Genomic DNA, 25,658 nt, shown 5'->3' with positions numbered 1-25,658 from the left:
GATCAGACTTTCTCGACTTCCGGGCGGCCGAGCAGGCCGGAGGGCAGGAAGATCAGCGTGATCGCCAGGATCGAGAAGGCCGCGACGTCCTTGTATTCGACGGAGAAATAGCCGGACCAGAAGGTCTCGATCAGGCCGATGGCCAGACCCCCGAGCATGGCGCCGGGCAGCGAGCCGATGCCGCCGAGAACCGCGGCGGTGAAGGCTTTCACGCCGGCGAGGAAGCCGATGTAGAAGTCGATGACGCCGTAGTAGAGAAGATACATCGTGCCGGCGACGGCGGCGAGCGACGCGCCCATCACGAAGGTCAGCGAGATCGTGCGGTCGACGTTGACGCCGAGGAGCGAGGCCATCTTGGCGTCCTGCTCGCAGGCGCGCTGCTGACGCCCGAGCGGCGTCTTCGAGATCAGCGTCGAGAAGGCGATCATCAGGACGATCGTCGTCGCGATGATGGTGATCTGCATGTAGGAGATCTGAACGCTGTCGGTGATCGCGATCGAGCCCTGGATCTGCGAGGCCATCGGCTTGACGCGGGCGCCCTGCGAGACCTGGACGAAGTTCTGCAGGAAGATCGACATGCCGATGGCGGTGATCAGCGGCGCCAGGCGGAACGAGCCGCGCAGCGGGCGATAGGCGATGCGCTCGATCGACCAACCCCAGAGCGAGGTGAACAGCATGGCCACCACCACCATGAGCAAGAGCACGATGGGCAGGAAGGTGATCCCGACCGCGGCGAGGATGAGGAACACCGTCAGCGCGATGAACGAGCCGATCATGAAGACCTCGCCATGCGCGAAGTTGATCATGCCGATGATGCCGTAGACCATCGTGTAGCCGATCGCGATCAATCCGTAGATCGACCCCAGCGTCACGCCGTTGATCAGCTGTTGCAGAAAATAATCCATGAAACGCCTTTGTTTCGAAAGATCCTGAAAGGGCGCGTCGGGCGCGGCGGTGCCCCGTCCGACGCTCGCCGAACAGGCATGCGGAAATTCTTAGCAATCGCAATTGGTTTCGCCTAGGGCCGTCGGGACCGCAGACGTGGATAAGTCTTGAGCCATGATGAATTCGTGACAGGGTGAAGCACCCAAACCGGAACCTCTCACTCCGCTTTCCTTCGGTCTGGAATTCTTCTAAAGAAGGTCGCGAAGGCGATCGGTTCCGGCCGCGCCGTCCGCAAGGAGAGCGCGATGCGCCTGACCCGCCAGACGAACTATGCCATCCGCATTCTGATGTACTGCGCCGCCAATCCCGACCGCCTGTCGCGCGTCGGCGACATCGCGGCCGCCAACAACGTCTCGGAGCTCTTCCTCTTCAAGATCCTGCAGCCGCTGGTGGAGGCCCGATTCGTTCAGACGGTGCGCGGGCGCAATGGCGGCGTGCGGCTCGGCATGCCCGCGGGCGCCATCACGCTGCGCGCCGTGGTCGAGGTGACCGAAGAGAGCTTCGCGATGGCCGAATGCTTCGAGACCGGCGCGGTGGACTGCCCGCTCATCGACAGCTGCGCCCTCAACGCCGCCCTGCGCCAGGCGCTCGAAGCGTTCCTCTCGACGCTCGGCGCCTACACGATCGAAGGGCTCGTCGGGTCCAGCGGCGCGATCCACGCCAAGCTCGGCTTGGGAACGCCTATGCCGGCGATGTCGGCCGCGGTGAACTGAGCCGACATCTGCCGCGGAGCCCGCGGCGTTAGCCGATCATGCGCTGGATGAGAGCGAGCTGCCGGGGCAGGCAGACGCGCGTCAGGTCGTAGCGGTCGATCACCGTCTGGCGCGCGGCGCGGCGGATGTCGCGGAAATCGTCGGGACGCTTGAGGGCGTCGGTCACCGTCGCGGCGATCTCGGCGGGGTCGAAGAAGTTCACCAACAGCCCGTTCTCGCCGTGGCGCACCACCTCCTCCACCGGGGGCGTGCGCGAGCCGATCAGCAGGCAGCCGCTCGCCATCGCCTCCAGCATCGACCACGAGAGGACGAACGGGTAGGTCAGGTAGACATGCGCGTCGGAGGTCTGCAGCAGCTTCTTGAACACGTCGTATTCAAGCTTGCCGACGAAATGGACGCGGGATTCGTCGTCGATCGGGTTTTCCTTCAGCGCCCGTGCCTTGTAGCTGTCGCCCTCCGGCAGCCGCGCGCCGTAGCTCACTCCGTCGCCGCCGACGATCACGATATGGGCCGCCGGATTGTCGGCGAGGATGCGGTTCACCGCACGCATGAAGATGTGGAAGCCACGATAGGGCTCGAGATTGCGCGCCACGAAGGTCACGAGCGGCACCGATCCGTCGAAATGCAGGCCCTCGCCCAGCGTCACGCTCGGGCTCTCCGCCGGCTTCACCGCGTCGGTGTCGACGCCGTCGTGGATCACCTCGACCTTGGGCTGGAAGATCGCGGGGATGCGGGCGTGCTGCCAGTGCGTCGGCGACAGGCCGACGTCGGTCGCCTCGAGGCACGAGAGGATCATCTGGTTGCGCACCCGCAGCTGGAACTTCAGCTCGGGATTGCTCGGAAACTCCGGGTCGAAGCCGACGTCGGCGCCCGTCGCGCTGTAGTAGAACTCGATGTAGGAGAGCAGCGGCACGTCGGGGAAGACGTCCTTGACGAACTGCGTCTCGCCCCAGCCGCTGTGGCCGATGATGATGTCGGGCCGGATGTTCTCCTTCTGCATCTGCAGTAGCAGCCGGGCGACGCCCTGGCCGTGGAGCACCGCGTCCTCCAGCGTGCGCAGGTAGAGGTGGATGTCCGGGTTGGGCGCGCGGTGCGGCGCGTACTCGACGAGCTTGACGTTCTGCAGCCGGTTGCGCGTCGCCTTGGTGATGAAGAACAGACGGTTGGTGTCGGCGAGCGCGCGGCAGAGATGGAGAAACTGCCCCGGAAAGTTCTGATGCAGGAAGAGGATCGTCTTGTTCTGGATCATGGCGGGGTCGGGCACTCTCGAAGGGCTGGAAACGGGCCCGGCGGGCCGACGCGAACGAGGCGCCGCCAGCCCAAGGGCCAGCCGCGCCTCGTGGAGAATGGGGAGGGAGGGCGCGCTATTCCTCGCGGAAGGCGCGATCCATCGAGCTGGAGATCGGCGACAGGATGTAGTCGAGCGCCGTGCGGCTGCCGGTCGGCAGAATGACCTCGGCGGGCATGCCGGGATAGAGGCGGATGTCGCCCGCCATGTGGGCGAGGGACTTGGGATCGACCTCGACGTCGGTGGTGAAGTAGGCCGTGCCGTTTTCGGTGGTGAGGCGGTCGGGCGAGACGCGCAGCACCTTGCCTTCGGCGGCGGGCGTGGTGTGCTGGTTGTAGGCGGTGAGCTTCACCTGCGCGACCATGCCGGTCTTCACCTTGGCGATGTCCTGCGGCTGGATCATCGCCTGGACGATGAGCTGCGTGTCGTTCGGCACGATGTCGAGAATGCGCTCGCCCGCGCCCACGACGCCGCCGTCGGTGAACTGGGTGAGGCCGATCACGGTGCCGGTGACGGGGGCGTGCACGTCGGTCAGCGCCAGCGTGGCGCGGGCCGAGCCGAGGCGCGGCACGATGTTGGCCATGTCGGACTGGACGCGGCCGATGCCCTCGTTGGCCTCGGTGAGGCGATCCTGGTGCAGGCGGTTGATCTGCATCTGCGCCTCGCCTTGCGTCTCGCGCGCCTCGGCGATCTGCGACTTGAGCGAGCCGGTCTGGCCGCCGAGGTTCACGGAGGCGCGCTCCAGCGCGAGAACCTGCGTCTTCGGGGCGAGGCCCTTCTTGAGCAGCGAATCGACGCCCGCCTTCTCCTCCTCGATCAACTCCTGCTGGCGGTTGATCGAGGTGATCTGCACCTCGTAGCCGCCGATGCGGGTGTTGAGCTGCTGCACGCGCTGCTCGAGAATGTCGACCTGCGTCAGGAGAGACTGGCGGCGCGTGGCGAAGAGGGTGGTCTGGTCGGCGATGAGCTGGGCCACCGCCGGATCGTCGCGGCGCTCGAGCAGCTCGGGCGGGAAGGTGATGGTTTCGGCGTTCTGGCTCTCGGCGACGAAGCGGGCGCGGCTGGCGAGCAGGTTCATCAGCTGGTTGTCGTAGACCTCGTAGGCCGAGCGCGCCTGCACGTCGTCCATGCGGATGAGCACGTCGCCCTGCTGCACCTGCTGGCCGTCGCGCACCAGCACCTGCTTGACGATGCCGCCGTCGCGGTTCTTGACGACCTTGCGGCTGTCTTCGACCTTCACGACGCCGCTCGCCACCACGGCGCCCGAGAGCGGCGCGAAGGCGGCCCAGATGCCGAGGCCGACGATGAAGATCGCGACGATGGCGGTGCCGGCGATGATGGGCTTGCGCAGGCCGAAGTCGAACTCGCCCTCCGCGCCGCCGGCGGGGGCGGCGAGGGCCGGCACGGCGGGCGCGCCGGTCTCGGTCGCTTCGGTGGGCTCGGGCTTCTTCCTGAAGGCGATCACGGACATGGGATGTCTCTTCTTCTTGTCAGGTTCAGGACGAAGCGGGGAGGGCCTGCTGCGGCGGGGCGGCGGTCACCGGGGCCGGCGCCTGCTGCGGGGCGGGGGCGGGGGCCACGACCTTGGCCAGCACCTCGTCGCGCGGGCCGAAGCGCTCCACCATGCCCTCGCGCAGGAGCAGGATCTTGTTGGAGAAGTTCAGCGCCGACATGCGGTGCGAGATCACCACCACGGTGGAGCCCATGCGCCGGAGGTTGACGATGGCGGCGAGCAGCGCCTGCTCGCCTTCCGAATCCAGCGAGGCGTTGGGCTCGTCCAGCACCACGAAGGAGGGGCGGCCGTAGACGGCGCGGGCGAGCGCCACGCGCTGGCGCTGGCCGACCGAGAGCATCGCGCCGCCTTCTCCGAGCTCGGTGTCGTAGCCCTCGGGCAGGCGCAGGATGAGGTCGTGGACGCCGGCCATGCGCGCCGCTTCCAGCACCGCCTCGTCGGAGGGGTTCGGCGAGAAGCGGGCGATGTTCTCGCGCACAGTGCCGGAGAAGAGCTCGACGTCCTGCGGCAGGTAGCCGAGGTGGTGGCCGATATTGGCGCGCGACCAGGAGTGCATCTCCGCGCCGTCGAGCCGCACCGAGCCCGAGGAGGGGCGCGACACCCCGATGAGGAGGCGGGCGAGCGAGGACTTGCCGGCGCCCGAGGGGCCGATGAGGCCGAGGCAGTCGCCCGGCTCCAGCGCGAAGTTGAGGTTCTTCAGCAGCGCCTTGTTGGTGCCGGGGAAGGCGTAGAAGCAGCCCTCCACCAGAAGCTTGCCGGCGGGGCGCGGCAGCTCCATGCCCGATTCGTGCGCCGGGAACTCCTTGAGGAGGCCGTTCAGGCGGTCGAAGGCTTGGCGCGAGGCGGTGATCGCGCCCCAGGAGCCGACGGCGCGCTCCACCGGCGCGAGGGCGCGGGCCATCAGCATCATCGAGGCGAACATGACGCCGGGGCCGGTGAGGCCCTCGATGACGAGCAGCGAGCCGCCGGCGAGGATGGCGACCTGGAGGAACTGGCGGGTGAAGCGGATCGTCGCCTGGATGGTGCCGCCGCGCTCGGAGGCGGTCTCCTGCGCCGCGAGCATCGCCTTGCGGTCGCGGTTCCAGCGCTGCGAGAGGCCGGGCAGCATGCCCATGGCGTAGATCACCTCGGCGTTGCGAAGGCCCGAATCGGTGGCCGAATAGGAGCGCTGGCCGGCGACGTTGGCCTCCTTGAGGGAGGCCTTGGTCATGTATTCGTTGGCGAGCGCCAGACCGAACAGGGCGAAGGCGCCGACGATGGAGAGCGTGCCGAGGCGCCAGTCGATGGCGAAGATGACGACGAGGAAGATCGGCGCCCAGGGCGCGTCGAACACGGCGTTGGTGACGTTGCCGGCAAGGCCCTGGCGGAAGACGTCGAGATCGCGCAGCGCCTGGGAGCGCACGGGCCGCCCGGCGCGAAGGCCGGCGTTCACCACGGCGTCGAGCAGGCGCGGGGCGAGCGCGCGGTCGAGCATGGAGCCGATGCGGATGAGGATGCGGCCGCGCAGCTCCTCGAGCACGCACATGACGATGAAGGCGGCGACGACGGCGAGCGTCAGGAACATCAGCGTCGGCACCGAGCCGGACGTGACGACGCGCGAGTAGACCTGCGTCATGTAGATGGGCAGAGCGAGATAGAGCAGGTTCGAGCCGGCGGAGAAGAGCGCCGCGAAGGCCATCGGCCGGACGCCGGAGCGGAGCGCGTCGCGCATTTCGGGCGCGAGAGATTTCTGGTCTTGCATTCGTCGCCTTCTGGACCCCGCGTGGACACGCCGTCCCGCCGCAGCGCACCCATCAGCGAAACACGGCGACTTGAAGGCCATGCCGCCGGCGGGGAGGCGCACGGAGGGGAGAATGGCCGCAGCCTACAACTTTTCGGGCGGTTTGGGTATGGGCCGGTGGGCATTTGCCAACTGCCGGCCTGCCGGGGCCGGCGGTCAGGGCGCCTTGTCGGCGCGGGCCCAGAGATCGAAGCACTCGCCCTTCGACACCGTCACCTTGGCGAAGCCCGCGGCGGCCAGTTTCTCGCCGAGCGTGCGGTTGGTGTAGCCGGTGCGGTGCGCCATGAAATGATTGCCGCGCGCGATGGACGGGCGGTAGCCGTAGAGAATGTCGAGCGGGGTGATGGGGCCGGCGGGCGCGGTGTAGGCAGCCTCCTCCAGCTTGCCCTCGGCCAGCAGCTGCGCGATCGACTGAAGGTTCGGGCAGGTGACGACGGCGAAGCTGCTCGGCTTACGCACGCGAAAGAATTCATCGAAGGCGACGGACACTTCGTACACGTAGAAGCGCTCGACATTGCGGGATGGGTAGAGCGGGATGGATAGAGCGCATCCATTGAATCAGTCTAGCTGTTAAATATATCCCTCATTTGGCGCTTTTGCGCTCACAATTGGTATGAAGTGAAACTTTCAGTGAAGCCATAAATCTACTCTAAAAAAAAGAGGGCGGCCGTGAGCCGCCCTCTCTATAATTTGTAGCAGGAATACTTACGTAACGATGAACGTATCGGTCGTGGTCTGCTCAGCGAGCGACGTTGCGGTAACGCCTGTCAGCTGAATCACGTTGTCAATGATGTCGTTATTCTGCACGCCATCATTATGGACAACATACGCGCTGCCCTGGTAGTTGAAGACTGCAACCGCGTCAGCAGTAAGCTGAGCTTCAACCAGATCAACAGCTGCACTCAAAGTAGCAGCGTTCCCGATCGAAGTCGCCAATGCCCCAGTTGCAAGGCCGTTGGTGAAGATAGTGTTCACAGTTCCGATGGAAACCGCATCACTCGTCGCGCTGCCGTTCGACGAACTATCCAAGTCGATTACATCGGTCGTCAACGTGTAGCCGATGATCTGATCGATGCCAGCCGCAGGAATGGTAACGCTGGTAGTGCCGCTATCTCCGTTGACACGGAACTGGAAAGTATCCGTTGTACCCGCTGCGGAGTTCAGTGTGTCAACACCAGCACCGCCGATGAAGACGTTGTTACCGGCGCCACCGTTGATGACATCGTTACCCGCACCACCGCTCAGCAGATCATCACCGGCACCACCGTTGATGGACTCGGCCGATGCACCACCAAAGATGCTGTCGTTGCCTGCGTTGCCAGTAAGCGTCGTAACAGTCGTCGATGTGCTCAGGATGATACGAGCTTCATCATCGCCAAGAGCGAAGTTGTTGTTGGCATCAACACCAATCGTTACGACCTGACCGACGCCACCATTGACGTTGATGATCGAATCGTTCGCATCGCCGCCTGCGAAGTCACCATTGATGACTGCCGTAGAACCCGAAACAGTCGCACTACCAAACGTGTAGGCACCCTGGATCAGAACGGTATCAGCAGCAGTTGCAGTGGTTGCAACATCCGCAAGAATCTTAGTCCCCGCGCCGTTTACGACGAACACGTCCTGGCCAGCACCACCAAACAACTGGTCGTTACCAGCGCCGGTAAGGATGCGATCGTTTCCACCGTTGCCGTAGATGATCTCATTGCCGCCACCACCGATGATGGTGTCAGCAAGATCGGCCGCGTCATTCACACCGAGACCGCCATAGACAACCGCGTTGTAGAAGGCGTTGGTGCCACCGGCGAGCGAGATCACGTCAGAGTCTGCGGTGCCACCAAAGATCGTCAGGTTTGCACGCTCGGTAGCGGAGGTGCCGGCGATCGTCGCAGTGATCGAGTCGTTGCCGATGCCACCGTAGATGATGGTGTTCGACGTACCGGTCAGACCAGCGGTGATCGTGTCCGCGCCTGCGTTTGCATACACGGTCGTGTTGCCAGCGCTGGTGATCGCAATGGTATCCGCGCCATCGACGGTGTCGGTCGTGCCACCGGTGCCGCCAAAAATCGTAGCGTTCGTGTTGGCGACCGTGCCAGCGTTGTAAGTGATGTTGTCCGCATCGGACGAACCACCAGCGATCAACACATTGCCAGCGCCAGTTGCGGCGACGGTGATCGTATCGTTGCCGAGACCACCGAAGATCGAGGAGCTGCCGGCGGTCTGCGTAACGTTGATCGTGTCAGTACCGGCGTTGCCGGTAACGAACAGGGTGCCAGCGTTCTGAATGTTGATGATGTCGGCACCGTCAACGGTATCAGTGAAGCCACCGCCACCGTAAACCGAAGACGACTGACCGACCAACGTCTGCTGGGCAATCTGGTCGTTGCCGATGCCGCCGAAGATCAGGTCGCTGCCCGAATTGCCGGCGAGTGCGGTCGTGCCGGCAATCGCGCCAGCAACCGTACCGCCGATGACGTCATCGCCACCGTTGCCGTAGATCGTATCATTGCCGGTTCCAGACGTGATTGCGTCTGAGCCGTCATTCGGATCGGTGATGCCGGTGCCACCGTAGACGAGGTTCGCGCCGTTACCTGCCGCGATGGCATCGCCGCCGCCGAGGCCGAGGAGAATGTCGCCCGCCGTTGCGCTGCCGTTGATCGGGTTGCCGAACTGATCGGCAAGCGTGTCGCTGGTGCCGTCGCCGAAGATGACCGATCCGCCGCCCTGCAGAGCGAAGTTCGCCGTCGCGAGCTGGGCGAGGGTCACGCCGGTGATCGTCAGAGCAGTCGCGCCGGTCTGGATGACGACGTTGGCGCCCTGCTGGGAAACGTTGGTGACCGAAGTGGTCGGGATCGCAAGCGTGTAGATGTCGGTCGCCGCGAAGGCGGTCGTCTGCGACGCGGTGCCGGTGTAGATCAAGCTAGCCATGTGTTCTCCTAGGAGCCGATGAGGTTCAGGATGCGAGCGTGCACACAGCGCACCCTCCCCTGCGACGAGACCATTACCCAATGGCAATGGCTTCTGTTGGTGACGTATGCATGTGGAGGATGTAGGAGGCAAGACGCAAAACGGCCTGCAGAGTGTCCGGCGCAACTTGGTGATGCGCCCGGGCCACAAATTCAGGCGGCTTCGCGAATGCAAGACCCGGACGGGTCAGGTTCACGAAAGTTTAGGGAATCGCGTCATGTCCTTGAATCCGTATCACGACGATCTCGGGGCCCGGATCGCGGCGCCGCAAGGCCACCGCGCGGTGATCGGCGGCCTGTGGGACGAGATGGGCGCACGGCAGCGCGACCATCTTCTCGATCACGGTTTGCGTCCCTCCGACTTCATCCTTGATATCGGCTGCGGCTCGCTGCGGGCGGGGGTGGCGATCGTTCCGGTTGTAGAACCCGGCCATTACTATGGCATCGACCTGCTGGAGCCGCTGCTCGAGGCCGGCTACCGCGAGGAGATCGTCGCCGGCGGGCTGGCGGGGCGGCTGCCGCGCGGCAACCTCGCGCAGAGCGAGGAGTTCGCGATCCCGTTTGCGGGCGTCACCTTCGACATGGCGCTGGCACAGTCGGTGTTCACGCATCTGCCGATCAACCATCTGCGGCTCTGCCTCTACCGGCTGCGGCCGCGCATGCGCCGGGGCGGCACGTTCTTCTGCACCTTCTTCATCGCCCCCGACACGCTGGCGCGCGACGCCTCGATGCGCCATCCGCCCGCCGGCGAGGTGGAGAGCTTCGGCTGGCGCGATCCGTTCCACGTCTGGACCGGCGACATCGCGTTCGCGGCCGAGGGGCTGGACTGGCAGATCGACGGCATCCGCGACTGGAACCATCCGCGCGGGCAGAAGATGGTGCATTTCATCGCCGTCTGACCGGGGTTCGCGGGGGCGCGGGAACGTTAAGGCTGGCGAACCGCGTGCGGTTGACAGGGCCGGCGTTTGAAATCAGTACAAGAAGCATGTGCCGCGCGACCTCCCGTCGCGGGGCTCGGCCGTCCGGTTTCGAGCGGCCGACCTTCTCGCCGGCCGCGCTATCCTCGCGGCGGCGGCGATTTCCGTGCCCCGGCGCGGACCGGTGCCCGCCGGTTCGCCCTTCCATGAAGTGACGATTGCGTTGACCTCAGAGACCGCCGTTCGCCCCGCTTCCCCCGTCGGCCTGCTCGTGCTCGGCATGCACCGCAGCGGCACCTCGGCGCTGACGGGCCTTCTGGAGCGGCTCGGCATTCCCGTGGCGGGCGAGCTGCTGCCGGCCGAGGCCTACAACGAGAAGGGCCTCTACGAGAACCGCGCCGTCAACGCCTTCCACAACCGGCTGCTCGCCCATCTCGGCTCGCGCTGGGACGACCCGATGCCGGTGTCGAACGGCTTCGTGGAGACGCGCGCGGGCGAGGCGTTCGCGGCCGAGCTCGCCGGGATCATCAGCTCCGAGCTTCTGGCCGAGGCGCCGATCTTCGCGGTGAAGGACCCGCGCATGTCGCGCTTCGTGCCGCTGTGGCGCGCGGCGATGGCGCGGCTCGGCGCCGAGCCGATGGCGGTGCTGCCGCTGCGCCATCCGCTCGACGTCGCGGCTTCGCTCGCCCGGCGCGACGGGTTCGTGCGCGCCAAAAGCCTGCTGCTCTGGCTCGACCACACGCTGGCGGGCGAGGCGGCGACGCGCGACCTCAAGCGCACGGTTCTCCTCTACGACGACCTTCTCGCCGACTGGCGCGGCGCGGCGGACCGCATCTCCACCGAGCTCGGCCTCGCCTGGCCGAAGGAGCGCGGGCGGGTGGAGGCAGAGGTGGACGCCTTCCTGACGCCCGACCTTCGCCACCACACCGGGCGCGCCGCCATCGGCGAGGGCACGCGGCTCGACGCGCTGACGGGCCGGGCCTGGGAGGCGCTGACGGCGCTGGCCGCCCACGCGCGCGATTCGGCCGAGGCGGCGGGGGCGCGCGAGACGCTCGACGCGGTGCGCCGCGATCTGGGTGCCGCGACGTCGGTGCTCTCGCCCTACGTGGCCTGGGAGTTCGCGGCGCTGGGGGCGGCGAGCGGCGAGGCCGAGCGGCTGGCGCTGCAGGTGAGCGCGCAGGACGAGGCGTTTCGCCAGTCGGAGGCGACGTTCCGCCGGGCGCTGGACGAGGCCGAGACGCGCAAGCTCGACGAGCGCCGCGCCCTCGAAGAGCGCTGGAGCGACGAGCGCCGCGAGGAGGCCAAGCGCCGGAGCGACGAGCGGCAGGACGAGGCCCGGCGCTGGAACGACGAGCGCGCCGCGCTCGGCCGCGAGATCGCCGAACTCGGCAGCGAAGTGGCGCCGCTGCGCGCGCTGCCCCTGCAGGTTCACGCGCTCGAAACCGAACGCAACGCGCTCCGCCACGAGGTGGCGCAGCGCGCGATGGCGCTGGAGGCGATCCACCGTTCGACCTCGTGGCGCGCGCTTCAGCCCATCCGCTCGCTCGCCGGCGCGCTGCCGCCGGGCGCTCGCAACGGGCTGCGCCGCGCCGCGAAGGGCGCCTGGTGGACGCTGACGCCCTGGCGCATGGGCGAGCGCCGCCGCGTGCGCGAGGCCTTCGCCGCGCTGGCCGCGAGCGCCGCGAGCGCGCCGGTCTCGGTGGCCGCCCCGGGTGCGGCGGGCGCCGCTGCCGCCGTGCGCCGCCTCGGCCAGCCGGCGCTGCGGGTCTTCCAGGCGCCGACCGACGTGCCGCGGCTGTCGATGGTCACTGACAGCATCAACGAAGGCAGCCTGTTCGGTGGCGTGGCGACGGCGCTGATCTTCTCGGTGCTGCTCGCCGAGCGCACCGGGCGCCGGCTGCGGATCGTGACGCGCACGCAGGCCCCGGCCACCGAGAACGTCGCGACCGTCTTGCGCGCCCACGGCATCGAGCATTCCGGCAACATCGAGTTCGCCTTCGCCGACATCGCCGGGGAGGGCACCGAGATCGACGTGGCGCCGGACGAGATCTTCGTGACGACCTCCTGGTGGACCACCCGCGCCACCGCCGACGTGATCGCCGAAGACCGGATCGTCTACATCCTGCAGGAGGACGAGCGGATGTTCTATCCGTTCGGCGACGAGGCGCTGGTCTGCGCCGAGACGATGAGCCATCCCGGCATCGTCAAGGTGGTGAACTCAGGGCTCCTGCACCGCCATCTCGTGGAGGACGGCATCCTCTCGCCGGACACCGCGTTCTTCGAGCCGGCCTTCCCCGACCGCATCTATTTTCCCGAGCCGAGGGCCGAGGGCAAGCGGCGGTTCTTCTTCTATGCGCGGCCGAACAACCCGCGCAACCTCTACGCGCGCGGCGTCGAGACGATCGAGCGCGCGATCGCGGAAGGCGTTCTCGACCCGGCGGTGTGGGACATCCACTTCGTCGGCAAGGATCTCGCGCCGATGGTGCTCGCCGGCTCGGTGAAGCCGATCCTAATGCAGAACATGGCGTGGGAGGACTATGCCGCGTTCACCCGCTCGGTCGATCTCGGCCTGACGCTGATGTACACGCCGCATCCGAGCTATCCGCCGCTCGACATCGCCGCCTGCGGCGGCGTGGCGGTGACCAACCGCTTCGGCGTGAAGCAGGATCTCTCGAACTACAGCGCGTCGATCGTCTGCGCCGAGGGCGAAGTGGAGACGCTGGTCGAGGCGCTGCGGGCCGGGGCGACGCTGGCGCTGGACGCGCCGACGCGCGCGGCGGCCTTCGCCGGCAACCGGATCCTGCGCGACTGGCCGACGGCGTTCGCGCCGGTGCTCGACGACCTCAGCCGGAACGAACGCCTTGTTCGTTGATCTGCCGGCCGACGTCTTCCACCGCGACCCCTGGCACGGCAGCTTCGCCCAGCGCCTGGCGCGCCTGCGGCGGCGCTCGTTCCGGGTCGCCTACTTCTACGAGCGGCCGGACAACAGCACGTTCCGCTACCGCGTCCACAACATGATCGAGACGATCGAGGCGCGCTGGCCCGACGCCTCCGCCTCGTATTTCCATCTGGACGACGCGGCGGAGCTGCGCACGATCGTCGATTCGGCGGACGTTCTCGTGATCTGCCGCGCCAAATACGGTAGCACGGTCTCCGCGCTCGTCGCGCAGGCGCGCCGGCGCGGCATCCCCGTCCTCTTCGACGTCGACGACCTCGTGTTCGATCCGTCCTACGTGCATCTGCTTACAAGCAGCTTGGCGCAGCGCATGTCGAGCGAGGCCGACTGGGACTTCTGGTTCGCCTATGTCTCGCGCATCGGCGCCACGCTGAAGCTGTGCGACGGCGCCATCACCACGAACGCCTATCTGGCGCGGCGCGTAAGCGATTTCGCCGGTGTGCCTTGCGCCGTGGTGCCGAACTTCATGAACGAGGCGCAGCTGGCGCGCTCGCGCGACGTGGTGGGGGCCAAGCGCCGCACGGGCTTCGCGCGCGACGGGACCCTGCACATCGGCTATTTCAGCGGTTCGCCGACACATGCCAAGGATTTCGAGATCGCAGCGAGCGCGCTGGCGGCGATCCTCGATCGCTTCCCCTCGGTGCGCGTGCGCATGGTCGGCTATCTCGAGGCGCCGCCGGTGCTGCAGCGCCATGCGGCGCGGCTCGATCGCGAGGCGTTCCGCGACTACGTCAACCTGCAGGGGCTGATCGGCTCCACCGAGATCAACATCGCGCCGCTGCAGGACAACCGCTTCACCAACTGCAAGTCGGAGCTGAAGTATTTCGAGGCCGCCGCCGTCGGTACGGTGACGATCGCCTCACCGACCTTCACCTTCGCGCAGTCCATCGAGTCCGGCCGCAACGGCTATCTGGCGTCGGCACAGGATTGGGAGAGTGCCCTCGCACGGGTTATCGACGATCTCGACGGCGATCTCGACGCCTATGTCGCGATGGCGGAGCGCGGGGTCGAGGATGCCGAGGCCCGCTATGCCTGGCCGGTACAGATCGATGCGATTCGGGCGGCGGTCACGTAGGACCTCAGCGTTTCGGAGACGGTGCGTCACGCCGCCGAGTCGGCGCGAGCCGTGGAAGGGCCTCGGGCTTCCTGATAGGCCTGACAGCATGCGGCCCGGCGACGGGCCCTCGTCGCGCCTCGGGAGCTGGCCATGGATCTGACGGGCATTCACCATCTGACGGCGGTCACCGCCGATGCGCCGGGCAATCATCGTTTCTACACGCAGGTGCTGGGAATGCGCCTCGTGAAGAAGACGGTGAACCAGGACGACGTCTCCGCCTATCACCTCTTCTACGCCGACGGTGAAGCGCGGCCCGGCACCGATCTCACCTTCTTCGACTGGCCGGTCGCGCGCGAGAGGCGCGGCACGCGTTCGATCGTCGGCACCGGCCTGCGGGTCGACGGCGAGGCGGCGCTCGTCTTCTGGCGGGCGCGGCTGGCCGACGCGAAAGTTCGGGTCGGCGAGATCGTCATGCGCGACGGGCGTGCGACGCTCGACTTCGAGGATCCCGAAGGCCAGCGCCTGTCGCTGATCGACGACGGCGGGGCGGGCACCACCGCGCCCTGGACGCGCAGTCCGGTGGAGGCGCGGTATCAGATTCGCGGGCTCGGGCCGATCACGATCAGCGTTCCCGACCTCGCGCCCACCGATGCGGTGCTGCGGACCGTGATGGGGATGCATCCGGTGCGCAGCTTCGCCGCGGCCGACGGCGCCGCTGTCGAGGTCTACGAGATGGGAAAGGGCGGGGCGGCGGCCGAGCTTCACGTCGCGGTCGAGCCGGGGCAGGCGGAAGCGCGGCCGGGCGCCGGCGGCGTCCATCACGTCGCCTTCCGTATTCCCGATGCGGATTACGAGGCGTGGGCCGATCGTCTGGCGCCGGTGCGGCTGCCGAAGAGCGGGCCCGTCGATCGGTTCTACTTCCGCTCGCTCTACTTCCGCGAGCCTGGCGGCATCCTGTTCGAGATCGCGACGGACGGACCGGGCTTCGCCACCGACGAGCCCATGGCCTCGCTCGGCGAGAGCCTGTCGCTCCCGCCGTTCCTCGAAGCACGTCGGCGCGAGATCGAAGCCGGGCTGAAGCCGCTTTGACCTTCGCCAGGCCCGGTTGATCCGACTTTGCCTCAATATGCGCCATGCCGTATCCCGCGGCATTCCGCTTGACTTGATGGGTGGGGGCGATAAGGTCACCTGACATACCGGCCTCGCCGGACGGCAAACGCGCCTCGCAAGACCCGATCTCCCGTCGGGCTGCGGGGCTTTTTTGTTTGGACCCCCTCGATGGTGAAGCGATCCGTTCCGATCGGTCTCCTGTTCTCGCGCAGCGGCGACTACGCCCGGCTCTCGGCAGAGGCGCGCACAGGCGCGCTCGACGCCGTGCGGGCCGTCAATTCCGACCCTTCGCGCGGCGTCTCCTTCGTCGTCGCCGAGGCCGATCCGGCGGGGCGGACCGAGCGCTACGCGCCGCTCTGCCATGATCTTCTGCGCAGCGGCGAGATCCGGCACGTCGTCGGCTGCATCACCTCCTGGAGCCGCAAGGAGGTGGCGCCGGTGCTGGAGCGGCACGGCGCCATGCTCTGGTATGCGCCGCCCTACGAGGGGTTCGAGGCGCATGATCGCATCGTCTATCTCGGCGCCTGCCCCAACCAGCATCTCGTGCCGCTGCTCGGCTACGTCGTGCCGCGCTTCGGGGCCGACGCGTTTCTCGTCGGGTCCAACTACATCTGGGGCTGGGAGGTGAACCGGCTGGCGCGCGACATCGTGGGCGATGCCGGCGGGCGGGTTCTCGGCGAGCGCTACCTGCCGCTCGGCGACACCGACGTGGCACGGATGATCGAGGAGATCCGCGCTACGAGGCCGTCCTTCGTCCTCAACACGCTGATCGGGCCCTCGTCCTACGCCTTCATCGAGGCCTATGCGGCGCTCGCCCGCGAATACGCGAGCTTTCGCGCCGACTTGCGGCCGATCGTCAGCTGCAATCTGGTGGAGCCCGAGATCGCGGAGCTCGCCGGCGCAGGCGAGGGGCATATCGCGGTGAGCCCGTTCTTCGCAGACATGGCGCGCTCGCCGATGCCGCAAGCGGGCGCGACCTCCGCCTTCATGGCGTCGGCTTATAGTGCTGTCCTCATCCTCGCCGACGCGATCGAGGCGGCGGGCACCGATGCGCCCGACACCGTCACGCGCGCCTTCGCGGGTCGCTCGTTTCTCACCCCGCTCGGCGACATCGCGGTGGATCCACACAACCACCATGTCGACCTACCCGTGCGCATCGGCGCGATCGCAGGTGATCGGTTCGAGGCGCTGTGGCAGAGCCCGTTCCTCGTCGCACCCGACCCCTACCTTTCGCGCTACGACCCGCGCACCGCCTTCGCGCGGCCGGCCCTGAGGGCGATCTCGTGACGCGCCGCGACCGCATCCCGCAGCTTGGCGGCGCCAAGGCCCTCGTGCTGCACAAGCCGCACGCCAGCGCCAGCGCCATCCTGCGCCAGCTCGCCGCCATCGGCCTCGAAGGCGCCGAGTGCTGGCCGGAACTGCCAGGCTCGGCCCTTGCGTCGGACTTTCTGTTCTTCGATGCCGATCTCTGCTTCGACGCGCAGTTTCCCTGGGCTCCGGGCGAAGCGCCGATGCCGCTGATCGCGCTCGTGGGCTCGGAGGCGCCGGGGCGCATCGAGTGGACGCTGTCGCACCGGGCGGATGCGCATCTGGTCAAGCCGGTCGGCGCCGCCGGCATCTATTCGGCCCTTCTCATCGCCCGCCAGGGCTTCGATCTCAGACAGCGCCAGCTGCGCGAGATCGCCGATCTCAAGCGCCAGATCGGCGAGCGGCGCACGATCGTCACCGCGACGCTGATTCTGATGCAAGGCGGCAAGAGCGAGCACGACGCCTTCGCCGCGCTGCGCCAGCTCGCGATGTCCTGGCAGATCACTCTGGAGGAGGCCGCCCGGCGGGTGTGCGACCTGAAGAACGGGGAGGACCGGCGTGACGGATCATATCGCCACTGAGCCGCTCCTGCCGGTCGGCGTGCCGCCGGTCGCGGCGCGAAGCGCGGGCGCGCGCCTGCTGCGCCGGCCGCTCGCCCTGTTCGGGCTGGCGCTCGTCGCGCTCGTGGTGCTGGCGGCGGCGCTCGCGCCCTGGCTCTCGCCCTTCGATCCCAACGAGCAGTTCTTCGACGGGCTGACGATCGAGGGCGCGCCGCTGCCGCCCAACGCCACCTACTGGCTCGGCACCGACCTCCTCGGCCGCGATCTCCTGACGCGCATCCTCTACGGGGCGCGCACCTCGCTCGTGATCGGCGTCGTCGCCAACGGCACGGCGCTCGCCATCGGCACGCTGGTGGGCGTCCTCGCCGGCTACTATCGCGGGGTGCTCGGCGCGGTGCTGATGCGCTTCACCGATCTGATGATGGCGTTTCCGGCGCTGCTCCTCGCCATCTGCCTCGCGGCGATCCTCCATCCCAGCCTCTGGATCGTGGCGATGGTCATCGCCTTCGTGAATTGGGTGCAGATCGCGCGGGTCATCTACACGGAGACCTCGACGCTCGCCGAGCGCGAGTTCGTGCAGGCCGAGCGCTCGCTGGGTGCCGGCGACGCGCGCATTCTGCTGCGCCACATCCTGCCGCATCTCACCTCGACCATCATCGTCTGGGGCACGCTCGGCATCTCGACGACGGTGCTGCTCGAGGCGACGCTCTCCTTCCTCGGCGTCGGCGTGCAGCCGCCCGACGCCTCGTGGGGCAACATCATCTTCGAGAACCAGACCTACTTCCAGGCCGCGCCCTGGCTGGTCTTCTTCCCCGGCGCCGCGATCCTCCTGCTGGCGCTCGCCTTCAACCTCGTCGGCGATGCGCTGCGCGACGTGCTCGACCCGACCGAGCGGGGGCAGGGCTGATGGCCGTCTACACGCTGCGGCGCCTCGTGCAGGCCGCGCTCATCCTTCTCGGCGTCTCGCTCGTCACCTTCGCGCTGCTCTTCATCCTGCCGGCCGACCCCGTGCGCCAGATCGCGGGGCGCACGGCGAGCGCGCAGACGGTGGCCAACATCCGCGCCCAGCTCGGCCTCGACCAGCCCTTCCTCGTGCAGTACGCGCGCTATCTCGCCAACCTCCTGCAGGGCGATCTCGGGCGCTCCTACCTGCAGCGAAGCCAAGTGTCGGAGCTGATCGTCTCGCGCCTGCCGGCGAGCCTCCTCCTGATGGCCGCCGGCATCGCCTGCGAACTCGCGATCGGGCTGACGATGGGGCTGGTGGCGGCGGTGCGCCGCGGCTCGGCCACCGATCAGGCGCTGATGGTCGGCTCGTTCATTGGCGTCTCCGCGCCGCAATTCGTGGTCGGGCTGCTGCTGCTCTACGTCTTCGGCGTCAAGCTCGGCTGGTTCCCGATCGGCGGCTACGGCACCTGGCGCCATCTCGTGCTGCCGGCGCTGACCCTCGGCATCCTCGGCGCCGGCTGGTACGCGCGCATGATGCGCTCCTCGATGATCGACGTGCTGCGGCAGGACTACATGCGCACCGCCCGCGCCAAGGGCCTGCCGCGCGCCACGATCCTGCTGCGCCACGCGCTGCCCAACGCCATCCTGCCGGTGGTCGCGATGATCGGCATCGACATCGGCATCTTCATGGGCGGCATCGTTGTGGTGGAGAGCGTCTTCGGCTGGCCCGGCATCGGCCAGCTCGCGTGGCAGGCGATCCAGCGCGTCGACATTCCCATCATCATGGGCGTCACGCTCGTCTCGGCCCTCGCCATCGTCCTCGGCAACCTCCTGGCCGATCTCGTCGCCCCGTTCATCGACCCGCGCATCCGCTTGAAATGACGCGCGCCCCTCTCAACCCGCCCGCAGCGCAAGGACCGCTTCCCATGATGACGCTTCTGAAATCCGGCGCCGCCGTCGCCGCGCTTCTCGCCGGCCTCGCCGCTACGCCGTCGCTGGCGCAGGAGGCCGCCGGCGGCTCGATCACCGTCACCTACAAGGACGACGTCGCGACGCTCGACCCGGCGATCGGCTACGACTGGCAGAACTTCTCGATGATCAAGGCCATGTTCGACGGGCTGATGGACTACGAGCCGGGCACCGCGACGCTGCGGCCGGGCCTCGCCGAGAGCTACACGATCTCGCCGGACGGCACGGTCTTCACGTTCACCCTGCGCGAGGGCGTGAAATTCCACAACGGCCGCACCATGACGGCCGACGACGTGAAATACTCGCTCGACCGCGTCACCAACCCCAAGACCCAGTCGCCCGGCGCCGGGTTCCTCGGCTCGATCGCAGGCTACGACAAGGTGTCGGCGGGCGAGGCCACCGAACTCTCGGGCGTCAAGGTCGTCGATCCCAGGACGGTCGAGATCACCCTGTCGCGCCCCGACGCGACCTTCCTCCAGGTGATGGCGCTGAACTTCTCCTTCGTCGTGCCGAAGGAGGAGGTCGAGAAGTCCGGCGCCGATTTCGGGCGCAACCCCGTCGGCACCGGCGCCTTCAAGCTGGCGGAATGGACGCTCGGCCAGCGCCTCGTCTTCGAGAAGAACGCCGACTACTACCGCTCCGACGCGCCGAAGCTCGACCAGATCCATTTCGAGATCGGTCAGGAGCCGATCGTCTCGCTGCTGCGCGTGCAGCAGGGCGAGGTGGACGTGCCCGGCGACGGCATCCCGCCGGCCAAGTTCCGCGAGGTGATGGACGACCCGGAGGCCAAGTCGCACGTCGTCGAGGGCGGGCAACTGCACACCGGCTACATCACGATGAACACGACGCTCGCGCCCTTCGACGACGTGAAGGTGCGCCAGGCCGTCAACATGGCCATCAACAAGGACCGCATCGTCCAGATCATCAACGGGCGCGCGGTACCGGCCAACCAGCCGCTGCCGCCGGCGATGCCCGGCTACGTGAAGGACTATGGGGGCTACAAGTACGACGTCGCGGCGGCGAAGGCCCTGCTCGCCGAGGCCGGCCACATGGACGGGTTCGAGACCGAGCTCTTCGTCGCCAACACCGACCCGCAGCCCCGCATCGCGCAGGCGATCCAGCAGGATCTCGCGGCGATCGGCATCAAGGCCTCGCTGCAGAGCCTCGCGCAGGCCAACGTCATCGCCGCCGGCGGCTCGAAGGAAGGCGCTCCGATGGTCTGGTCCGGCGGCATGGGCTGGATCGCCGACTTCCCCGATCCGTCCAACTTCTACGGCCCGATCCTCGGCTGCGCCGGCGCCATCGAGGGCGGCTGGAACTGGTCGTGGTACTGCAACGAGGAGATCGACGCGCGCGCCGCGGCCGCCGACGCGATCGTCGATCCCGCCAAGGCCGAGGAGCGCTTCAAGCTCTGGGGCGGCATCTACGCCGACATCATGAAGGACGCGCCCTGGGTGCCCGTCTTCAACGAGCAGCGCTTCACGCTGCGCTCGCCCCGCATGGCCGGCGACGACGCGCTCTACGTCGATCCCGTCGCCACCCCGATGAACTACCGCTACGTGACGGTGAACGATGTGCAGTAACTGCGACTACACGATCCACGGCCGGCACTTCCACTACGGCTGGGACAAGTCCTTCGAACCGGCGCAGCGCGTGGCGCCGGGTTCGACGGTGTTCTTCGAGTGCCACGATTCCTCCGGCGGCCAATTGACCGCGACGAGCACCGTCGCCGACGTCTCGACACTCGACTTCGGCAGGATCAACCCGGTGACGGGGCCGATCTACGTCGAGGGCGCCGAGCCCGGCGACGCCCTGAAAGTGACGATCGAGGGGTTCGAGCCCTCCGGCTTCGGCTGGACGGCCAACATTCCCGGCTTCGGGCTGCTGGCCGAGGACTTCAAGGATCCCGCGCTGACGCTCTGGCGCTACGACCCCGCGACGCTCGGCGCCGCGGCCTTCGGCGCGCATGGCCGCGTGCCGCTGAAGCCGTTCGCGGGCACGATCGGCGTGGCGCCGGCCGAGCCGGGGCACCATTCCGTGGTGCCGCCGCGCCGGGTCGGCGGCAATCTCGACATTCGCGACCTCTCGGCCGGCACGGTGCTCTACCTGCCGGTGGAGGTGGCGGGCGCGCTCTTCTCGGTGGGCGACACCCATGCCGCGCAGGGCGACGGCGAGGTCTGCGGCACCGCCATCGAGAGCCCGATGAACGTGACGCTGACGCTCGACCTCGTGAAGGACGCGCGGCTGAAGATGCCGCGCTTCACCACGGCCGGCCCGGTGACGCGCCATCTCGACGCCAGGGGATACGAGGTGACGACCGGCGTCGGGCCCGACCTGATGACGGGGGCCAGGCACGCCGTCGCCGACATGGTGGAGCTTCTCGCCGGCCGCTACAACCTGAACCCGGTCGATGCCTACATGCTGGTCTCGACCTGCGGGGATCTGCGCATTTCCGAGATCGTCGACATGCCGAACTGGGTGGTGTCGTTCTACTTCCCGCGGATCGTCTTCGAATGACGGTGCACCCGGCCATCGCCGCGTCCCAGGCGGGCGCGGCGGCCCGTTCGGTCCTGTCGGTTCGCCGGCTGACGGTGAATGTCGGCGCGCGCGAGGGGCGCCGCTCGGTGGTGCGCGACCTCTCCTTCGATCTCGCACGTGGCGAGACGCTCTGCATCGCCGGCGAATCGGGCTCGGGCAAGTCGATGACCTCGCTGGCGATCTTGGGCCTCCTGCCGAAGCCCGCCGCGCGCGTCGCGGCCGGCTCGGTGCGCTTGGGCATGCAGGAACTCGTCGGCCTCGACGAGGCGGCGATGCGCGCGATCCGCGGCGACCGGATCGCGATGATCTTTCAGGAGCCGATGACCTCGCTCAATCCGGTGCTGACGGTGGGTCGCCAGCTCACCGAGGCGATCCGCGCGCATCGGCCGGTGGGCGGAGCCGACGCCGTGCGCCAGGCGGTGGCCGCGCTCGACGCGGTGCGGATCCCGCAGGCCGCGAGCCGCATGGGTCAGTATCCGCACGAGCTCTCGGGCGGGCAGCGCCAGCGGGTGATGATCGCGATGGCGCTGGCGCTGGAGCCGGACGTCCTCATCGCCGACGAGCCGACCACGGCGCTCGACGTCACGGTGCAGGCGCAGGTGCTCGGCCTGTTGAAGGATCTGCAGCGCGACCTCGGCACCGCCATCATCCTCATCACCCACGACATGGGCGTCGTCGCCGAGATGGGCGAGCGCGTCGTGGTGATGCGCGGCGGCGCCAAGGTGGAGGAGGGGACGACCGCCGACCTCTTCGCCCGGCCGCGCACCGACTACACGAAGGCGCTGCTCGCCGCCGTGCCGCGCATCGGTGCCGGCCCGGGGCGGCGCGCGACGCGGATCGTCTCCGCCGCGCCGGTGCCGGCGGTCGAAGTGCGCGGCCTCACGGTGCGCTATCCCGTGCGCGGAGGGCTTCTCGGCCGCACGCGCGCGCTCGTGCATGCCGTCGAGGGCGTCTCCTTCGCCATCGCGCCGGGCGAGACGCTGTCGCTCGTCGGCGAATCGGGCTGCGGCAAGTCCACCACCGCCAAGGCGCTGGCCGGGCTCGCGCCCTATGCCGGAACCATCACGGTCAACGGTCGCGACATGGCGGGCCTCGGCCGCCCCGGGCGAAAGGCGATGCGCCGCGACGTGCAAATGATTTTCCAGGACCCTTACGCCTCGCTCGACCCGCGCATGACCGCCGGCGCGCTGGTGCGCGAGCCGCTGGACATCTATGCCGTCGGCACGAAGGCCGAGCGCCGCGAGCGCGTGGCGGAGCTGTTCGAGCGCGTGGGCCTCTCGCCCGACGGGCTCGACCGGTATCCGCACGAGTTTTCCGGCGGCCAGCGCCAGCGTCTCTCGATCGCCCGCGCGTTGGCGCTGAGACCCAAGGTGATCGTCGCCGACGAGAGCGTCTCGGCGCTCGACGTCTCGGTGCAGGCGCGGGTGCTCGATCTCCTGGCCGAGCTGCAGGCCGAGTTCGGCGTCGCCTATCTCTTCATTTCCCACGACATGGCGGTGGTCGAGAACATCTCCGACCGGGTGGCAGTGATGTATCTCGGGCAGATCGTCGAGGTGGGCACGCGCGACCAGATCTTCGGTGCGCCGCGCCACCCCTACACGCGCCGCCTGATCGACGCCGTGCCGGTGGCCGATCCCGCGCGGCGCCGGCCGGCGTTCGCGCGCATGGAGGGCGAACTGCCGTCGAGCGTCCGACGCATCGGCGACGCGCCGGCGCGCCGGCCGCTCGTCGATGTCGGGGCCGGGCACTGGGTGGCCGAGGACGCGTGAAGGCGGAACACCGTGCCGCTCGTCTCGTGAACTCCGGTCGCTGCCATGCTATGCCGGGGTGGGAGCGCGCCGGCGCGCGGGCCGGCTCTGGCGGGGGGACACGACGCTGACATTCGATTTCGCGGGCGTACGGCGGCCGATCGCCGGCCAGCCGCAGCGCCTTCACGGCTCCATCGCGCAGGACATCGGCACTGCAATCCTCACCGGACGCTACCAGCCCGGCGAGTTTCTCGCCAACGAGGTGCTGTTCAGCGAGAAGCTGAAGGTCTCGCGCACCGCCTATCGCGAGGCCATCCGCATCCTCGCGGCCAAGGGGCTCGTCAGCAGCCGGCCGAAGGCCGGCACCAGCGTCAACGCGCGATCGAGCTGGAACTTCCTCGATCCCGACGTGCTTCGCTGGATCTTCGAGAACGGACCGCCGCCGCCGGCCTTCGTGCGCGAGCTGTTCGAGCTGCGCGAGATCGTGGAGCCGGCGGCGGCCGCGCTCGCCGCCCAGCGGCGCACGCCCGAGCAGCTGGAGGCGCTGAACGGCGCGCTCGCGGCGATGCGCGACCACGGGCTGGCCGTGGAGGAGGGGCGCAACGCGGACCGGCTCTTCCACGAGACGGTGCTGCAGGCCACCGGCAACGAGATCCTGGGAACGCTCGCCAGCGGCATCGCCGCCGCCGTACGCTGGACCACGATGTTCAAGGCGCGGGACGGGCAGATGCCGCGCGATCCCGTGCCCGAGCACGAGGCGGTGCTCCTCGCCATCGAGGCGGGCGACGCGGAGTTGTCGCGCGCCCGGATGACCGATCTCGTGCAACTGGCGCTGCAGGACATCCAGACGATCGACCCGCGCCTGAACGCGCCGACCGAGGCGCCGCTCGCCGTGCGGGCCTGACCGAAGGCGGCGCCCGCATCAGCGGCGATCAGAGCCAGCCCGAGCGCCGGAAGCGCACGAACAGGAAGGCCGAGATGCCCGCGATCGCCGAAAGCACGGCGAAGTAGCCGTAGCGCCAGTGAAGCTCCGGCATGAATTCGAAGTTCATGCCATAGAGGCCGGCGATCGCGGTGGGCACGGCGAGGATCGCCGCCCAGGCCGCGAGCTGGCGCGTGATTGCGCCCTGACGATGCTGTTCGAGAAGGCTGGAGGCTTCGAGGATCGAGGAAATGCTCTCGCGCGCGCCCTCGCTGCGCGCCGAGACGCGGCGCACCTGGTCGTGCACGTCGCGGAAGTACGGGCGGGTCTCGGCGTCGATGCCGGCATGTTCGAGATGTTCGAGCCGCCCGCAGACCTCCTCCATCGGCCCGAGGATGCGCCGAAAGCGGATGAGATCGCGGCGGATGGCGAAGATGCGGTTGATCTCCTCGCGGTCGAGAAAGGCGTCGAGCGCCCGGCGCTCCATTTCCAGAAGATCCTCCTCGATCGATTCGACGATGGGCAGGTAGCTGTCGACCACGAAGTCGAGGATCGCGTAGAGCACGTAGTCGACCCCTTGCCGCCGCAGCAGCGGCGAGGCCTCCACCTGCTCGCGCAGCGCCCGGTGGTCCTGGCGCGAGCCGGTGCGCACGCTCACCACGTGTCGCTCACCGAGGAAGATCGCCGTCTTGCCGTAGGCGATCGCCGTGCTCTCGCGCAGCGCGGTGCGCGTCACCACCACCAGCTCGTCGTCGTAGACCTCGACCTTCGGGCGCACCTGCGCGCGGCGCGCGTCCTCCAGCGCCAGCGGGTGCAGCCGCAGCGCCCGCCCGAGCGCCGCCAGCTCGTCCTCGCTGGGATCGACGATGCCGAGCCAGACGAAGGCGCCGGGTTCCACCTCGAACGAGGCGGGATCGAACAGATCGACCGCGCGGACACGGCGCCCGGCCGCATAGACGAAACCTGCAACGACCGTCATGACTGCACTCGTGGGAGAAAGGCGGAACGCCTCCCTTATCGCGATTGCCGGGCGAGCGGTACCCACGCCCTTCCGCCGCCGGCATCGCGCCGGAGAACGATTGTCGTGACGGCTAATGTCCGGCCCAACCGCGCCAGGAGAGTTGGCGACCCAGAAGCGCGAACGGATGCGGCCGGCCAGCTATCGCTGGGACGACCGAACCGTCCGTCGCATTTCTGCCCTCGCCCCTTGAACTCGCCCGGCGCTTCCGATACTCGACGGTGACCGGAGAGGTGGCCGAGTGGTCGAAGGCGCTCCCCTGCTAAGGGAGTATACCCGAGAGGGTATCGTGGGTTCGAATCCCATCCTCTCCGCCATTTGACAGCATAGTTAATTTGCCATAACCCGCTGTATTCATGGCGTAAAACTGCTGCTCCTCGGCGCGCCTACGCCGCAGATGGGCTG

General features: G+C 68.2%; 20 protein-coding genes and 1 tRNA gene. 14 read left to right on the top strand and 7 right to left on the bottom strand.

Annotated elements, in window-relative coordinates; genetic code table 11:
* Positions 1 to 2: 2 nt before the first annotated feature.
* Positions 3 to 905: an ABC transporter permease subunit gene (locus tag GGR04_RS13530; protein ID WP_183200425.1), complete on the bottom strand. Its 903-nt coding sequence runs from the start codon at positions 903 to 905 to the stop codon at positions 3 to 5.
* Positions 906 to 1,190: 285 nt separating this feature from the next.
* Here GGR04_RS13530 and rirA point away from each other — a divergent pair, with 285 nt between their 5' ends.
* Positions 1,191 to 1,658 carry an iron-responsive transcriptional regulator RirA gene (rirA, locus tag GGR04_RS13525; RefSeq protein ID WP_183200424.1) on the top strand — a complete coding sequence of 156 codons (468 nt, stop codon included), beginning with the start codon at positions 1,191 to 1,193 and terminating at the stop codon, positions 1,656 to 1,658.
* A 28-nt stretch (positions 1,659 to 1,686) separates the two neighbouring features.
* Here the strand turns inward: rirA and GGR04_RS13520 are convergent, their stop codons facing one another.
* The 5 genes from GGR04_RS13520 to GGR04_RS13500 form a co-directional block, all read right to left on the bottom strand.
* Positions 1,687 to 2,907: a glycosyltransferase family 4 protein gene (locus GGR04_RS13520; protein WP_183200423.1), complete on the bottom strand. Its 1,221-nt coding sequence runs from the start codon at positions 2,905 to 2,907 to the stop codon at positions 1,687 to 1,689.
* Positions 2,908 to 3,022: 115 nt separating this feature from the next.
* Positions 3,023 to 4,417, bottom strand: coding sequence for an HlyD family type I secretion periplasmic adaptor subunit (locus GGR04_RS13515; protein ID WP_183200422.1), 1,395 nt, complete (start codon positions 4,415 to 4,417; stop codon positions 3,023 to 3,025).
* Positions 4,418 to 4,442: 25 nt separating this feature from the next.
* The gene (locus tag GGR04_RS13510) at positions 4,443 to 6,200 is read right to left on the bottom strand and encodes a type I secretion system permease/ATPase (RefSeq protein ID WP_246393155.1); all 1,758 of its coding nucleotides are present in this window, start codon (positions 6,198 to 6,200) and stop codon (positions 4,443 to 4,445) included.
* Positions 6,201 to 6,395: 195 nt separating this feature from the next.
* Positions 6,396 to 6,698, bottom strand: coding sequence for a hypothetical protein (locus tag GGR04_RS13505; protein WP_183200421.1), 303 nt, complete (start codon positions 6,696 to 6,698; stop codon positions 6,396 to 6,398).
* A gap of 246 nt (positions 6,699 to 6,944) precedes the next feature.
* Positions 6,945 to 9,167 (bottom strand): beta strand repeat-containing protein, encoded by a 2,223-nt coding sequence (locus GGR04_RS13500; RefSeq protein WP_183200420.1) that lies wholly within the window; start codon positions 9,165 to 9,167, stop codon positions 6,945 to 6,947.
* 256 nt (positions 9,168 to 9,423) lie between these two features.
* Here GGR04_RS13500 and GGR04_RS13495 point away from each other — a divergent pair, with 256 nt between their 5' ends.
* The 12 genes from GGR04_RS13495 (at position 9,424) to GGR04_RS13440 (ending at position 24,217) form a co-directional block, all read left to right on the top strand.
* A complete protein-coding gene (locus tag GGR04_RS13495) occupies positions 9,424 to 10,104 on the top strand; it encodes a class I SAM-dependent methyltransferase (RefSeq protein ID WP_183200419.1) in 681 nt (226 codons plus the stop codon).
* Between the two features lie 241 nt (positions 10,105 to 10,345).
* Complete coding sequence (locus GGR04_RS13490) at positions 10,346 to 12,994, top strand: sulfotransferase family protein (protein WP_183200418.1); 2,649 nt, start codon at positions 10,346 to 10,348, stop codon at positions 12,992 to 12,994.
* Entirely contained in the window at positions 12,984 to 14,153 is a 1,170-nt protein-coding gene (locus GGR04_RS13485; protein ID WP_183200417.1) for a glycosyltransferase, read from the top strand. Before GGR04_RS13490 ends, GGR04_RS13485 begins: the two co-directional genes overlap by 11 nt.
* Positions 14,154 to 14,285: 132 nt before the next feature.
* On the top strand, positions 14,286 to 15,224 hold the full coding sequence (locus GGR04_RS13480) for a ring-cleaving dioxygenase (protein ID WP_183200416.1): 939 nt from the start codon (positions 14,286 to 14,288) through the stop codon (positions 15,222 to 15,224).
* 189 nt (positions 15,225 to 15,413) lie between these two features.
* Positions 15,414 to 16,532, top strand: a complete 1,119-nt coding sequence (locus GGR04_RS13475) for a transporter substrate-binding protein (RefSeq protein ID WP_210291790.1) — start codon at positions 15,414 to 15,416, stop codon at positions 16,530 to 16,532.
* A complete protein-coding gene (locus GGR04_RS13470; RefSeq protein ID WP_183200415.1) occupies positions 16,529 to 17,134 on the top strand; it encodes an ANTAR domain-containing response regulator in 606 nt (201 codons plus the stop codon). Before GGR04_RS13475 ends, GGR04_RS13470 begins: the two co-directional genes overlap by 4 nt.
* Positions 17,135 to 17,141: 7 nt before the next feature.
* The gene (locus GGR04_RS13465) at positions 17,142 to 18,020 is read left to right on the top strand and encodes an ABC transporter permease (RefSeq protein WP_183200631.1); all 879 of its coding nucleotides are present in this window, start codon (positions 17,142 to 17,144) and stop codon (positions 18,018 to 18,020) included.
* Positions 18,020 to 18,940: an ABC transporter permease gene (locus GGR04_RS13460; protein WP_183200414.1), complete on the top strand. Its 921-nt coding sequence runs from the start codon at positions 18,020 to 18,022 to the stop codon at positions 18,938 to 18,940. The genes GGR04_RS13465 and GGR04_RS13460 overlap by 1 nt, the downstream gene beginning before the upstream one ends.
* Positions 18,941 to 18,984: 44 nt before the next feature.
* On the top strand, positions 18,985 to 20,610 hold the full coding sequence (locus GGR04_RS13455) for an ABC transporter substrate-binding protein (RefSeq protein WP_183200413.1): 1,626 nt from the start codon (positions 18,985 to 18,987) through the stop codon (positions 20,608 to 20,610).
* Positions 20,600 to 21,544, top strand: coding sequence for an acetamidase/formamidase family protein (locus GGR04_RS13450; protein WP_183200412.1), 945 nt, complete (start codon positions 20,600 to 20,602; stop codon positions 21,542 to 21,544). The genes GGR04_RS13455 and GGR04_RS13450 overlap by 11 nt, the downstream gene beginning before the upstream one ends.
* Positions 21,541 to 23,334: an ABC transporter ATP-binding protein gene (locus tag GGR04_RS13445; protein ID WP_183200411.1), complete on the top strand. Its 1,794-nt coding sequence runs from the start codon at positions 21,541 to 21,543 to the stop codon at positions 23,332 to 23,334. The genes GGR04_RS13450 and GGR04_RS13445 overlap by 4 nt, the downstream gene beginning before the upstream one ends.
* A gap of 58 nt (positions 23,335 to 23,392) precedes the next feature.
* Positions 23,393 to 24,217: a FadR/GntR family transcriptional regulator gene (locus tag GGR04_RS13440; RefSeq protein WP_312857454.1), complete on the top strand. Its 825-nt coding sequence runs from the start codon at positions 23,393 to 23,395 to the stop codon at positions 24,215 to 24,217.
* Positions 24,218 to 24,245: 28 nt separating this feature from the next.
* Here the strand turns inward: GGR04_RS13440 and corA are convergent, their stop codons facing one another.
* Positions 24,246 to 25,214, bottom strand: coding sequence for a magnesium/cobalt transporter CorA (gene corA, locus GGR04_RS13435; protein ID WP_183200409.1), 969 nt, complete (start codon positions 25,212 to 25,214; stop codon positions 24,246 to 24,248).
* Between the two features lie 266 nt (positions 25,215 to 25,480).
* Between corA and GGR04_RS13430 the strand changes: the two genes are divergently transcribed.
* Positions 25,481 to 25,570, top strand: a tRNA-Ser gene (locus GGR04_RS13430).
* Positions 25,571 to 25,658: the final 88 nt, after the last annotated feature.

Source organism: Aureimonas pseudogalii (assembly GCF_014196835.1).
Lineage (GTDB): Bacteria > Pseudomonadota > Alphaproteobacteria > Rhizobiales > Rhizobiaceae > Aureimonas > Aureimonas pseudogalii.
The sequence above is the reverse complement of the archived record's forward strand: the minus strand, read 5'-3'. Positions and strand labels throughout refer to the sequence as shown.